At 69.2% G+C, this 11,871-nt stretch carries 14 protein-coding genes; 6 read left to right on the top strand and 8 right to left on the bottom strand.

Going from position 1 to position 11,871, the window contains the following annotated elements; genetic code table 11:
• Positions 1–45: 45 nt before the first annotated feature.
• Positions 46–1,050 (bottom strand): KpsF/GutQ family sugar-phosphate isomerase, encoded by a 1,005-nt coding sequence (locus MMG85_RS06650; protein WP_241045327.1) that lies wholly within the window; start codon positions 1,048–1,050, stop codon positions 46–48.
• A 53-nt stretch (positions 1,051–1,103) separates the two neighbouring features.
• Here MMG85_RS06650 and MMG85_RS06645 point away from each other — a divergent pair, with 53 nt between their 5' ends.
• The 3 genes from MMG85_RS06645 to MMG85_RS06635 all read left to right on the top strand — a co-directional run bounded on the left by MMG85_RS06645 (position 1,104) and on the right by MMG85_RS06635 (position 3,069).
• Positions 1,104–1,343, top strand: a complete 240-nt coding sequence (locus MMG85_RS06645) for a BolA family protein (RefSeq protein WP_241045326.1) — start codon at positions 1,104–1,106, stop codon at positions 1,341–1,343.
• A gap of 119 nt (positions 1,344–1,462) precedes the next feature.
• Complete coding sequence (murA, locus tag MMG85_RS06640; RefSeq protein WP_241045325.1) at positions 1,463–2,734, top strand: UDP-N-acetylglucosamine 1-carboxyvinyltransferase; 1,272 nt, start codon at positions 1,463–1,465, stop codon at positions 2,732–2,734.
• A complete protein-coding gene (locus MMG85_RS06635; RefSeq protein ID WP_241045324.1) occupies positions 2,731–3,069 on the top strand; it encodes an EF-hand domain-containing protein in 339 nt (112 codons plus the stop codon). The genes murA and MMG85_RS06635 overlap by 4 nt, the downstream gene beginning before the upstream one ends.
• A gap of 48 nt (positions 3,070–3,117) precedes the next feature.
• Here the strand turns inward: MMG85_RS06635 and MMG85_RS06630 are convergent, their stop codons facing one another.
• The 5 genes from MMG85_RS06630 to purM are packed head-to-tail and all read right to left on the bottom strand — an operon-like array spanning position 3,118 to position 6,837.
• Positions 3,118–3,807, bottom strand: a complete 690-nt coding sequence (locus MMG85_RS06630; RefSeq protein ID WP_241045323.1) for a DUF3108 domain-containing protein — start codon at positions 3,805–3,807, stop codon at positions 3,118–3,120.
• Between the two features lie 2 nt (positions 3,808–3,809).
• Positions 3,810–4,487 carry a DUF3108 domain-containing protein gene (locus MMG85_RS06625; RefSeq protein ID WP_241045380.1) on the bottom strand — a complete coding sequence of 226 codons (678 nt, stop codon included), beginning with the start codon at positions 4,485–4,487 and terminating at the stop codon, positions 3,810–3,812.
• A gap of 55 nt (positions 4,488–4,542) precedes the next feature.
• Positions 4,543–5,196, bottom strand: a complete 654-nt coding sequence (purN, locus tag MMG85_RS06620) for a phosphoribosylglycinamide formyltransferase (protein WP_241045322.1) — start codon at positions 5,194–5,196, stop codon at positions 4,543–4,545.
• Positions 5,193–5,813: a DUF2238 domain-containing protein gene (locus MMG85_RS06615; RefSeq protein ID WP_241045321.1), complete on the bottom strand. Its 621-nt coding sequence runs from the start codon at positions 5,811–5,813 to the stop codon at positions 5,193–5,195. Before MMG85_RS06615 ends, purN begins: the two co-directional genes overlap by 4 nt.
• A 7-nt stretch (positions 5,814–5,820) precedes the next feature.
• A complete protein-coding gene (gene purM / locus MMG85_RS06610; RefSeq protein WP_241045320.1) occupies positions 5,821–6,837 on the bottom strand; it encodes a phosphoribosylformylglycinamidine cyclo-ligase in 1,017 nt (338 codons plus the stop codon).
• A gap of 170 nt (positions 6,838–7,007) precedes the next feature.
• On the opposite strand from purM, the gene MMG85_RS06605 reads away from it, so the two are divergent.
• Genes MMG85_RS06605 through hda form a run of 3 tightly spaced genes read left to right on the top strand, consistent with a single transcriptional unit; the run spans position 7,008 to position 9,981 of the window.
• Positions 7,008–8,093, top strand: coding sequence for a DUF2066 domain-containing protein (locus MMG85_RS06605; RefSeq protein WP_241045319.1), 1,086 nt, complete (start codon positions 7,008–7,010; stop codon positions 8,091–8,093).
• Positions 8,094–8,107: 14 nt separating this feature from the next.
• Positions 8,108–9,274 (top strand): AI-2E family transporter, encoded by a 1,167-nt coding sequence (locus MMG85_RS06600; protein WP_241045318.1) that lies wholly within the window; start codon positions 8,108–8,110, stop codon positions 9,272–9,274.
• A 23-nt stretch (positions 9,275–9,297) separates the two neighbouring features.
• Positions 9,298–9,981: a DnaA regulatory inactivator Hda gene (gene hda / locus MMG85_RS06595; RefSeq protein WP_241045379.1), complete on the top strand. Its 684-nt coding sequence runs from the start codon at positions 9,298–9,300 to the stop codon at positions 9,979–9,981.
• Positions 9,982–10,121: 140 nt separating this feature from the next.
• Here the strand turns inward: hda and murU are convergent, their stop codons facing one another.
• Both murU and MMG85_RS06585 read right to left on the bottom strand, forming a co-directional pair.
• On the bottom strand, positions 10,122–10,835 hold the full coding sequence (gene murU, locus MMG85_RS06590) for an N-acetylmuramate alpha-1-phosphate uridylyltransferase MurU (protein ID WP_241045317.1): 714 nt from the start codon (positions 10,833–10,835) through the stop codon (positions 10,122–10,124).
• Positions 10,832–11,848, bottom strand: coding sequence for a phosphotransferase (locus MMG85_RS06585; protein ID WP_241045316.1), 1,017 nt, complete (start codon positions 11,846–11,848; stop codon positions 10,832–10,834). Before MMG85_RS06585 ends, murU begins: the two co-directional genes overlap by 4 nt.
• Positions 11,849–11,871 lie beyond the last annotated feature (23 nt).

Genomic DNA, 11,871 nt, shown 5'->3' with positions numbered 1-11,871 from the left:
CGGAGGCTCGTCGGGAAGGGAGGGGAACGGAGGCAACCCTGCGGGTTACACCACGCGGGCACGCAACAGGTCGTGAATGTTGAGCGCGCCGACCGGCCGCAGTTCATCATCCACCACGATCAGGCCGCTGATCTTGTGGGTTTCCATCAGGCGCGCGGCCTCGACGGCCAACTGGTCGGCACCGATGGTCTTGGGCGCGCGCGTCATCACGTCGGCGATGCGCGCGCTGCGCACGTCCAGGGCGGGATTGTCGAGCGTGCGGCGCAGGTCACCGTCGGTGAACAGCCCGGCCAGGCGGCCATCGCCATCGACTACGGCGGTCATGCCCAGGCGCTTGCGGCTCATTTCCACCAGCGCTTCACTCAGCGTCGCTCCCACGTCCACGCGCGGCACGTCGTCGCCGGCATGCATCACGTCGGTGATGTGCAGCAGCAGGCGGCGGCCGAGGCTGCCGGCCGGGTGCGAACGGGCGAAGTCGTCGGCGGTGAAGCCGCGCGCATCCAGCAGCGCCACCGCCAAGGCATCACCCATCGCCAGCGAGGCGGTGGTGCTGCTGGTCGGCGCCAGGTCCAGCGGGCAGGCTTCGGCCGGCACGCTGACATCCAGGTGCAGGTCGCTTTCGCGCGCCAGCGTGGACTGCGGCCGGCCGGTCATGCCGATGACCAGGTTGCCCTGGCGCTTGAGCACCGGCAACAGCATCAGTACCTCGTCCGATTCGCCCGAGTACGACAGCGCCAGCACCACGTCGGCATCGGTGATCATGCCCAGGTCGCCATGCCCGGCTTCGCCCGGATGCACGTAGAACGCCGGCGTGCCGGTGGAGGCCAGCGTCGCGGCGATCTTGCGGGCGATGTGCCCCGACTTGCCCATGCCGGTGCACACCACCCGGCCGCGGCCGGCCAGGATGGCCTGGCAGGCGGCAGCGAAGGCGCCGTCGATGCGGGCGGCCAGTGCATCCAGTGCGCGCGCCTCGATCTCGATGACCCGACGGCCGCTGGCCGCCAGGCTGGCAGGCGAGACGGACGGGGTCAGGGGGTGCGGCTGGGACATGCGGACGGGGCGCCGGCGGGTAGAATGGCCGGGTATTTTATTAGGAAAGCCCGTTGGACGCCGAAACCATCCGTAAACTGATCGAATCCGGCCTGCCGGGCGCCCGTGCCGACGTGCAGGGCGACGATGGCGTCCACTTCGAGGCGACCGTGGTGGCCGAGGCGTTCTGCGGCAAGCTGCCGCTGGCCCGGCACCGCATGGTCTACGCCACGCTGGGCGACCTGATGGGCGGCGCGATCCATGCGCTGCAGTTGAAGACCGTCACCCCCGATGAAGCTGGGGGTCGGGAATAGGGAATCGGGATTCGGGATTCGGGAAGCAGCCGCAACAGCGCTTTCCCCAGGCCCTTCCTCTCCCCGCCCGGCTTCCGCTCCTACGAATCCCCATTCCCGACTCCCCAATCCCGGCTCTCATGCAGAAAATCATCGTCACCGGTGGCAACACGCTCAACGGCGAAGTCACCATTTCCGGCGCCAAGAACGCCGTGCTCCCCATCCTGTGCGCGACGCTGCTGGCGGATGCGCCGGTGGAGATCACCAACGTGCCGCACCTGCACGATGTGGTCACCACGGTGAAGCTGCTGGGCGAGCTGGGCGCCGGCATCACCATCGACGAAGGCACGCTGGCAAAGGGGCGCGGCATCACCGTCGATCCCACCACGGTCAGCCGCTTCGTCGCGCCGTACGAGCTGGTCAAGACCATGCGCGCGTCGATCCTGGTGCTCGGCCCGCTGGTCGCGCGCCATGGTGCGGCGGTGGTGTCGCTGCCGGGCGGCTGCGCGATCGGCTCGCGTCCGGTCGACCAGCACATCAAGGGCCTGCAGGCGCTGGGTGCCGAGATCACCGTCGAGAACGGCTACATCAAGGCGCGCGCGGCACGCCTGAAGGGCGCGCGCTTCGTGTTCGACATGGTCACGGTGACCGGTACCGAGAACGTCATGGCCGCCGCCACGCTGGCCGAAGGCACCACGGTGCTGGAGAACGCGGCGATGGAGCCGGAGGTCACCGACCTGGCCGAATGCCTCAATGCGCTGGGCGCCAGGATCGAAGGCGCCGGCACCTCGCGCATCGTCATCCACGGCGTCGAGCGCCTCGGCGGCGGTCGCCACTCGGTGGTGCCGGACCGCATCGAGACCGGTACGTTCCTCGTGGCCGCGGCGATGACCGGTGGCAAGGTCACGGCGCGCAACGCACGTCCCGACACGCTGGAAGCCGTACTCGACAAGCTCACCGAAGCCGGTGCGAAGATCGAGACCACGAGCGACAGCATCACCCTGGACATGCAGGGCAAGCGACCGAAGGCCGTCAGCCTGACCACCGCGCCGTACCCGGCCTTCCCCACCGACATGCAGGCGCAGTTCATGGCCTTGAACTGCGTGGCGGACGGCGTGGGCGTGATCAACGAGACGATCTTCGAGAACCGTTTCATGCACGTCAACGAACTGCTGCGGCTGGGTGCGGACATCCGCGTCGAGGGCCACACGGCCATCGTGCGCGGCGTGGAGAAACTCGGTGGTGCGCCGGTGATGGCGACCGACCTGCGCGCCTCGGCGTCGCTGATCCTCGCCGGCCTGGTGGCCGACGGCGAAACCACCATCGACCGCATCTACCACCTCGACCGCGGCTACGAGAACATCGAAGAGAAGCTGGGCGGCCTGGGCGCGAAGATCAGGCGCGTCTCGTGAGCCGCCACGATCCCACGCTTTCCGGGATCCGTTCGCGTTTCCCGCTGCGCCGCAAGATCCTGCTGGGCATCGTCGTCGGGCTGCTGGCGCTGGTCGCGTGGCTGCACTACACCGGTTCGGCGGCGACGCACGGCATCACCACGCAGGACATGGACTGGAACGGTGACGGCGCGGTGACGCAGGGCGAGATCGCGCAGGCCATCTTCACCGTGGTGGTGGAACAGAAGCAGGACGGCAACCGGCAGTGCAACACCTTCGCCTGGCGCAACGGCAGCGGCACCCTGCGGATGGACTGCAAGACGGTGTTCCAGGCCGACCCGCCCGCCGCGGAGTAAGGAAAAAGCCCGGTGTTGCCGGGCTTTTTCTTGCGGTGATCCGAGGGCTCAGCGCCAGGATTTCAGCGTGAGGTCGATGGTGTCCTGGCCCTTCTCGCGCTGCAGGATGCGGGCCGGGACGGGGGCGTCGGCTACCACCCAGACGATGGTCTGCTTGTCGCCATCGGTGCGGACGACCTTGGTGGCGTCCTGCGGCTTGCCGGCCACGGTGATGCGTTCCTTGCCGGCGACCTGGTAGGTCATCGCCTTGGCGCGGCCGTTCTCCACCATGCGGTAGGTCAGCGGCTTGCCGGCGGCGACGTCGCGCACGATGGCCAGGTTGACCAGCAATGCGTCCATGTCGCCTGCGGCGAGCTTCACCGGGCCGGCGCGGTCGGGCTTCACGTCGCCATTCCAGGTGGCCTGCGCCTTGCCCCAGTCGTAGACGGTGTTGACGTTCTTCTTCTTGATCAGCAGGCGCGAGCTGTCGCTGCTGCTCAACGGACGCATGCGGCCGTCCTGCACGTCGAACACGGTCTTCTGGCTCAGGTCGACGGCCTGGTTGCGCACGGTCAGCGAGTACTGCCAGCGGTTGCCCGGCTGGGCCGCGACGGACATCTGGCCCTCGCCGACCATGCCCAGCGCGCTGGCGCTGTACTGCGCGGTGAAGGCCTCGACGGCGAGGGCGGGCGTGCTGGCGGCGGCCAGCAGCGTGGCGGCCAGCAGCAGGCGCGGGGCGGGGAACGCGGTCTTGGTCATGTTCACGGTGCTCCTTGGTATTCGACCAGGCGGAGGTCTATGCCGTCCTGGCCGTCTTCCCGCTGCAGGATGCGCACGGGGGTGGGTACGCCATCGGCGACCCAGAAGATGGTTTCGTCGTTGCCGCCGTTGGCCCGGCTCACACGCAGGGCGCTGTAGCTCAGGTCTTCGACGGTCACGTTTTCCGGCTCGGCCGCCACCGTGTACTGGTATTCGCGGATGCGGCCATTGTCCACCACGCGGTAGTCGAGCTGCTTGCCGGGCGCGGCATCGCGGATCACCGCCAGGTTCATCAGCAGCGCGCTCATGTCGCCGGGCTGCAGGGGCAGCGGGGCGCGTCGCTCTTTCTTGATGTCGCCCTGCCACTGCGCCGTGCGGGCGTTCCAGTCGTAGGTGCCCACCATCTTCCTGCCCATGAACACCGCCCGGCGGACGGTGGCCTGGCTGATCGGGCGGAACTGTCCATCGGCCGTGTCGAAGACGGTGCTCTGCTCGATGTTCAACCCGGCCAGCCGCGCGAACCCGCGCGTGCCCTTCACGTTCAGGTCGATCTGCCACTGGCTGCCGGCCTTGGGCACGACTTTCATGCTCGCCGTGCCCGCCAGCTTGCCCTCGTTGTAGGCCTGGTAGCTGGCCACGAACGGCTCCAGCGCCAGCGCGGGCGCAGTGGCGCCGGCCATGGCGAGGCCGAGCAGCAGGGAACGGAAAGGCACAGGCATCGGGGAGGGGGGGAGGTCAGGGAACCAAACGGTCGGTTGAATCTAGGGACAGGGGATTTAATAGCGGCTGACCGTTGTAGAGCGCGATGTCGCCCTGTTCAGCTAGCGCCCCGTCGCAGGCGAGGCGCAGCACCGCCAGCATGAGCGCGTGTTCGCGCGGGAGCAGGCGTTCGGCCAGCTTGTCGGGGGACTCCCGGGGCAGGATCGGGATCCGCACCTGGGCGATCACCGCGCCGGCATCCAGTTCCGGGGTGACGAAGTGGATGCTGGCGCCGTGTTCAGCGTCGTGCGCCGCCACCGCGCGCGCATGCGTGTACAGGCCGGGGTACTTGGGCAGCAGCGACGGGTGGATGTTCAGCATCCTGCCGCGGAATCGTTCGATGAACGCATCGCCGAGGATGCGCATGTAGCCGGCGCAGACGACCCAGTCCGGGCGGGTCGCGTCGATGGCATCCGCCAGCGCGGCCTCGTAGCGGGTCTTGTCCCCGAAATGAGAGGGCCGATAGCCCCAGCGCCTGTCTTCCGGCGCATAGCGCAAGGCCGGCGCCCCGGGCTTGTCGGAGAAGACACCGACGACCTCGGCATCGAGCGTGCCGTCGGCGGTGGCTTGCAGGATCGCCCGCAGGTTGGTGCCGCGGCCGGAAGCCAGCACGGCGATACGGAGGGTCATGCGGGCGACTCCTTGAATTCCTTGCGCGCCAGCGGCCACGCCAGCAGCGCGCCGAGCGTCGCCAGCAGCATGTCGGCGTGGGCATCCCAGCCGTCGCCCTGCTGGCCGTTGTAGGACTCGGCGGCCTCGGGCGACATCGTCAGCGCGATGCCCCACTCCAGCCATTCGTACGCCAGGCTGGTGCACATGATGAGCATCACCGCCAGCGTGAAGGCGTATCCCGGCGACAGGTGCGGCCAGCGCTGGCGCAGCCAATGCCAGACAGCAGGCGTGAAGCACACGCCATACATCAGGTGGATGAAACGGTCGAAGTGGTTGCGCTGCCAGCCGAAGGCCTCCGCCGGCGACCAGCCGACCGCCGCCTGCAGCCACGCGTCGTACGGCACGTAGGAATACAGCCAGCGCGCGCCGATGCAGTGCGCCACGACGAAGCCGCAGATCAGCGCGAAGTGCGCCGGCCGCAGCGGCCAGCGCCGGTCATGCCACCACAGCCAGGCCAGGCCCACGACCGTCAGGCTGCTGTGCATGGCCTGCTCCAGCGGCCAGCGCGGCGCGATCCAGCTGCCGGCGAACACCGCCAGCGTCAGCCCGAAGGCGATCGCCTTGCTGCGCGGCATGCCGCGCTCAGCCGATGCGGACGCGTTCGCCGCCGGAGGCGGTGACGACTTCACCGATCTGCCAGTGGGTCAGATGCAGGCGGGCCAGGTCGGCCTGCACGGCGGCCAACTGGTCCGGCGCGACCACCAGCACGAAGCCGATGCCGCAGTTGAAGGTGCGCCACATTTCGGCGTTCTCGACCGCGCCCTCGCGCTGCAGCCAGTCGAACACCGGCGGCAGGGTCCACGCACTGGCGTCGATCTGCAGGCCCAGGCCCTCGGGGATCACGCGGATGATGTTCTCGGTCAGGCCGCCGCCGGTGATGTGCGCCATGCCGTGCAGGTCGTGCGCCTGCAGCAGTTCCAGGATCGGCTTCACGTACAGCGTGGTCGGCGCCATCAGTGCGTCGGCCAGCTTCACGCCGCCCACGTCGAGGTCGGCCGGCCGGCCGGCGCGGTCGTAGATGCGGCGGACCAGCGAATAGCCGTTGGAATGCGGGCCGCTGGAGGCGATGCCGACCAGCACGTCGCCGGCGCGCACCTTGGCGCCATCCAGCAGGCGCGACTTCTCCACCGCCGCCACGCAGAAACCCGCCAGGTCGTATTCGCCCGGGCCGTACATGTCGGGCATTTCGGCGGTCTCGCCGCCGATCAGCGCGCAGCCGGACAGTTCGCAGCCGCGGGCGATGCCGCCGACCACGGCGACGGTGGTGTCGACGTCGAGCTTGCCGGTGGCGAAGTAGTCGAGGAAGAACAGCGGCTCGGCGCCCTGCACCAGCACGTCGTTCACGCACATGGCCACCAGGTCGATGCCGATGGTGTCGTGGCGGCCCAGCTGCTGGGCCAGCTTCAGCTTGGTGCCGACGCCGTCGGTGCCGGACACCAGTACCGGCTCGCGGTACTTGCCGGACAGGTCGAACAGCGCGCCGAAGCCGCCCAGTCCGCCCATCACTTCCGGCCGGAAACTGCGCTTGACCAGCGGCTTGATGCGTTCGACCAGTTCGTTGCCGGCGTCGATGTCGACACCCGCGTCGCGATAGGTCATCGGGGTGGGGGTGGAAGGCGTCGGCTGGGTCACGGGCGGTCGTCGGCGGGGCAAGAGGCGTGATTTTAAAGGAATCGGCACGCCGAGCGACCGTCCTGAACGGGTGCCGTTGGCGGTATCGGGTCATTCGGGCAACAATTCCCCGGGTCTGTAGAGCTCAAGGACGCTCGATGCGCCGGATCCCAGGTATCGCACTCGCCACCGTATTGCTGATGGCGGCATTGACCGCAACGCCCGCCGTGCAGGCGCAGTCCGGCCTGCGCACGGAAGGCGATGCGGTCTCCGCACGCGGTCTGTACCAGGCGGAGGTGCCGGTCAACGGGCAGGGCGAGGAAGAGCGCCAGGGCGGCTTCGCGCGCGCGCTGGGCAGCGTGCTGGCCAAGCTGTCGGGCGACCGCACGGCGATGTCGCGCCCGGGCGTGGGCGCGGAACTGCGCAACGCCAAGGACTACGTGGAGGGTTACGACTACCGCCAGGACCAGGGCACGTCGGCCACCGGCGCGACGACGTTCCGCACCACGCTGGTGGTGCGCTTCGACGAAGACCAGGTCAACGGGCTCGCCGGCGCGCTCGGCCTGCCGGTGTGGCCGCAGCCGCGGCCCAAGCCGGTGGTCTGGCTGGCGATCAACGATGGCAGCGGTCCGCGCCTGCTGGGCCTGCAGCACGCCAACGCTTCGCGCCCCCTGCTCAATCGCGCCATCGAGCGCGGCTACGGTCTCGGCCTGCCTGCGGGCGGTGCGGCGGAGCAGGCGCTGGTGGGGGCGATCTGGCGCCAGGACACCGCCGCCGTGGCCCGCGCCTCGGCCCGCTACAGCCCGCCGATGCAGCTGATCGGCAAGCTCTACCGCAACGCCAAGGGCGGCTGGACGGCGGACTGGGTGTTCGTCGATGCCGGCAAGGTGCTGGCGAAATGGTCGGTGACCGATGCCGACGCGCGCCGCGCGATGGCGTCCGGCGCCGACGGCACCGCCGACGCGCTGGTGAAGCGCTACGGCAAGCGCGGCAGCGCCGGTCCGGCCGGCACCTACCGCGTGCTGTTCACCGGCATCCGCAACACCGACGACTACCTGCGCCTGACCGGCCATCTGCAGAAGATGGCCGTGGTCCGCCGCATCACGCCGGTGCGCGCCAGCGGCGACGTGCTGGAACTCGACCTGGAACTGGTGTCGGGCCTGGCCGGCTTCCGCCGCACCATGGGCGACGAGGCTCCCTTCACCGGTGGCGAAGGCGAGCCGCCGGCCTACCAGATGCGCTGACACAAGGACGCTGCATGGATCTTTCCACTACGCCGGCCGGCACGCTGGCCCGTCGCTGGCAATGGCTGCTGATCGCGCTGATCGTCGGCTGGCTGATCTGGCTGCTCGCGCCGGTGCTGACGCCCTTCGTCTGCGCCGCGCTGCTGGGCTGGCTGGGCGATCCGTGGGTCGACCGGCTGGAGCGCAGTGGTCGCTCGCGTACCACGGCGGTGGTCCTGGTGTTCACGCTGATGCTGCTGTTGCTGGTGCTGGCGCTGGTGATCCTGGTGCCGATGATCGAGCGGCAGGTGGTGACGGTGATCGAATCGATGCCGGCCTACCGCGACTGGTTCGTGGACAAGGCGCTGCCGTGGGTGGAACAGCGCACCGGGCTTGAACTGGTCGCATGGCTCGATCCTGATCGCCTGACCGAATGGATCCGGGGCCACTGGCAGCAGGCCGGCGGCGTGGCCGCCACGCTGTTCGGCTATTTCTCGCGCTCCGGTTTCGCGGTGATGGCCTGGGTGGCCAACCTGGTGCTGCTGCCGATCCTGACGTTCTACTTCCTGCGCGACTGGGACACGCTGGTCGAGCGCATCGCCGCGCTGGTGCCGCGCGACCACATCGCGACGGTCACGCGGCTGGCGCTGGAATCCAACGAGGTGCTGGGTGCGTTCCTGCGCGGCCAGTTCCTGGTGATGCTGGCGCTGGGTGCCATCTACGCCATCGGCCTGTCGGTCGTCGGCCTGAAGGTGGGCCTGCTGGTCGGCATCATTGCCGGCCTGATCAGCTTCGTGCCTTACCTGGGCACGGCTACGGGCATCGTGCTGGGCGTGATCGCCGCGCTGGTGCAGTCCGGTGGCGACTGGTCGCTGGTGGCGCTGGTGATGGGCGTGTTCGTCGCGGGGCAGATGCTCGAAGGCTACGTGCTGACGCCGCGCATCGTCGGCGACCGCATCGGCCTGCATCCGGTGGCGGTGATCTTCGCCATCATGGCCGGCGGGCAGTTGTTCGGCTTCCTCGGCATGCTGTTGGCGCTGCCGGTCGCCGCCATCGCCAACGTGCTGCTGCGGTTCGCGCACGAACGCTATACGCAGAGCCGGCTGTACGCCGGCGACCGGCCGTCCATCGTGCTCGATTCGTACATCGACAAGGGCAGCGTGGAGCAGGCGGCGCCGCGCGTCGATGCCGATACGCCGTGAGTCGCGACCTGCAGGGTGCGCCGCTGGGGCCGCAGCTGCCGCTGGCGCTGCGGTATCCGCCGGACCAGCGCTTCGAGAGTTTCATCGCGCCGCCCGAAGGCGCGCTGCCGGCGCTGTCGGCGCTGGCCACCACGGCGGGCATGGACTGGGTGTACCTGTCCGGTGCGTCGAGGACCGGCAAGACCCATCTGGCGCTGGCGGTCTGCGCGGCGGCCGAGCAGCAGGGAAGGCGTGCCGCCTACCTGCCGCTGATGGCGGCGGCGGGACGGCTGCGCGAGGCGCTCGACGCACTGGAAGGCCATGACGTGGTGGCGCTCGACGGGCTGGAGGCGATCGCCGGCAGCCGCGATGACGAAGTCGCCCTGTTCGATTTCCACAACCGCGCCCGTTCGTCCGGCTTGAACGTGCTGTACACCGCGCGTGGCATCCCCGACGACATCGGGCTGGTGTTGCCGGACCTGCGCTCGCGCCTGCAGCAGTGCCTGCGGCTGATGCTGGATCCGCTTGACGACGAGGGCCGTCGCGATGTGCTGCGCGATCGCGCGCAGCGGCGCGGGCTGGTGCTGGAAGATGCGGCGCTGGACTGGCTGCTCACGCGCACCGACCGCGACCTGGGCGCACTCGTCGCGCTACTGGATCGGCTGGACCGCGCGTCGCTCGCGGCGCAGCGCAGGATCACGGTGCCGTTCCTGCGGCAGGTGCTGTAGGCGCGGGTCGTGCCCGCGATGCGGCTTCCAGCGCGAACCGGACCGCATCACGCCCATGGCGTGCGCCTGCGATCCGGGCGCGTTGCAGGAGCGCCCCATGGGCGCGATGCTGTTCCCGGAATGCCGCCGTCAGCCCGCCGCTAAGCCGAGGTGCCGCGCAAGCTCGCTTCCAGTTCGGCCAGCCGTTGCGGTGTGCCGACATCGGTCCAGCGCCCGGCATGACGTTCGCCGCAGATGCGGTCTCCGTCCATGTGCGCTCTCAGGATCGGAGCAAGACGGAAGCGCGGCTTTCCATTGGTGGCGATACCGGCATGATCGTCCACCTGGTGTTGCCAATCGTCCAGCAGCGCGGCCCTGTACACACCGATGCCGGCGTAGGTCAGACGATTCTCGCCCTCCTTGCGGACGTTACCGGCATCATCCAGGGCGAAGTCTCCGTTCGTGGCATAGCCGGGCGGATCGATCATCACCAGATGCGCAAGACCCGCCGGCTCGCGCGGCAGGCGGGCGAAATCGAAATCGGTCCAGATATCGCCATTCACCAGCAGGAACGGGGCTTCGCCGAGCAAGGGACGGGCGTTGAGCATGCCGCCGCCGGTTTCCAGCGGTGTGTCGCCCTCGTGCAGGTAGTGCAGCCGCAGTCCCCACTGCGCGCCATCACCGAGCGTGGCCGGGAAGCGGTCGGCCAGCCAGCTGGTGTTGACCACCACCTCTTCCACGCCCATGGCCGCCAGCTTTTCCAGATGCCAGACGATCAGCGGCTTGCCGCCGGCTTCGATCAGCGGCTTGGGCGTGTGGTCGGTCAGCGGACGCATGCGTTCGCCCAGGCCGGCGGCGAAGACCAGCGCCTTCATGCGAGCTCACCGCGCGCGTGCAGCACCGGTTTGATGCGTGCGTCCAGCAGGGTGCGCAGCCCGGCCAGTTCCGGATAGCGCGGCAGCACCTCGTCCAGGTAGCGGATGAAACGCGGGACATCGGGCAGATAGCGGGTCTTGCCGTCGCGGTAGTGCAGGCGCGAGAAGATGCCGAGGATCTTCAGGTGCCGCTGGATGCCCATCCAGTCCGCATCGCGCAGGAAGATCTTCAGTTCCGGCACCGGCACGCCCGCGCGCGTGGCGCGTGCGTGGTAACGGGCCAGCCAGCCGTCCACGCGTTCGATCGGCCAGCTCAGGAAGGCATCCTTGAACAGGCTCATCGCGTCGTAGGCGACCGGTCCGCGCACGCAGTCCTGGAAATCCAGCACGGCCGGCCCCGGCGTCACCGGCATCAGGTTGCGTGGCATGAAATCGCGATGGGTCAGCACGCGCGCCTGCGCCAGTGCGTTGTCCATCAGGCGACGCTGGGCCAGCTCCAGTCCTTCCGTTTCGCCACAGTCCAGCGTCAGCCCCAGGTGGCGACGCAGGAACCATTCGTCGAACAATCCCGCATCCCGCTGCAGCAATGCCTCGCCGAACTCGCCCATGTCCGCTGGCGGGGTGATGGCCTGCACACGCAGCAGCTGTTCGAGGGCGGCGTCGAACCAGGTGTCGGCGTTGTCCTCGCTGATCACGTGCGCCAGCGTCGGGCCGCCCAGATCCTCCAGCAACAGGAAGCCGAGCTCGGTGTCGATGGCCAGCACGTCCGGCACGCGGACGTCGCCGCTGGCCAGCAGTTCGCGCATGGCCAGCCATGGCCGTACGTCCTCGAGGCCGGGCGGGGAATCCATCACGATCCGTCCGGGGCCATCGCCCAGGCTGCGCCAGTAGCTGCGGAAGCCGGCATCCATCGAAGCGCGTTCGAGCTGCGCGTACGGATCGCCCAGCGCGCCACGCGCCCACTCCAGGCGCTGGGCGCCACGCCCCGAAGGGTCCTGAATCGTTGGGTTCATGCAGCGGCGACCACGCACAGGCG

Source organism: Pseudoxanthomonas sp. LH2527, assembly GCF_022539275.1.
Lineage (GTDB): Bacteria > Pseudomonadota > Gammaproteobacteria > Xanthomonadales > Xanthomonadaceae > Pseudoxanthomonas_A.
Note: the sequence above shows the minus strand (reverse complement) of the source record. Positions and strands in the feature narration are given on the sequence as shown.

Excerpts from the sequence above, each read along its gene's own strand:
- purN (WP_241045322.1), bottom strand. The coding sequence starts at position 5,196 with ATGACCCTCCGTATCGCCGTGCTGGCTTCCGGCCGCGGCACCAACCTG.
- murU (WP_241045317.1), bottom strand. The coding sequence starts at position 10,835 with ATGAAGGCGCTGGTCTTCGCCGCCGGCCTGGGCGAACGCATGCGTCCG.
- MMG85_RS06615 (WP_241045321.1), bottom strand. The coding sequence starts at position 5,813 with ATGCCGCGCAGCAAGGCGATCGCCTTCGGGCTGACGCTGGCGGTGTTC.
- MMG85_RS06625 (WP_241045380.1), bottom strand. The coding sequence starts at position 4,487 with ATGGCCGGCGCCACTGCGCCCGCGCTGGCGCTGGAGCCGTTCGTGGCC.
- MMG85_RS06600 (WP_241045318.1), top strand. The coding sequence starts at position 8,108 with ATGGATCTTTCCACTACGCCGGCCGGCACGCTGGCCCGTCGCTGGCAA.
- purM (WP_241045320.1), bottom strand. The coding sequence starts at position 6,837 with ATGACCTATCGCGACGCGGGTGTCGACATCGACGCCGGCAACGAACTG.
- MMG85_RS06585 (WP_241045316.1), bottom strand. The coding sequence starts at position 11,848 with ATGAACCCAACGATTCAGGACCCTTCGGGGCGTGGCGCCCAGCGCCTG.
- MMG85_RS06650 (WP_241045327.1), bottom strand. The coding sequence starts at position 1,050 with ATGTCCCAGCCGCACCCCCTGACCCCGTCCGTCTCGCCTGCCAGCCTG.
- murA (WP_241045325.1), top strand. The coding sequence starts at position 1,463 with ATGCAGAAAATCATCGTCACCGGTGGCAACACGCTCAACGGCGAAGTC.
- MMG85_RS06605 (WP_241045319.1), top strand. The coding sequence starts at position 7,008 with ATGCGCCGGATCCCAGGTATCGCACTCGCCACCGTATTGCTGATGGCG.
- MMG85_RS06630 (WP_241045323.1), bottom strand. The coding sequence starts at position 3,807 with ATGACCAAGACCGCGTTCCCCGCCCCGCGCCTGCTGCTGGCCGCCACG.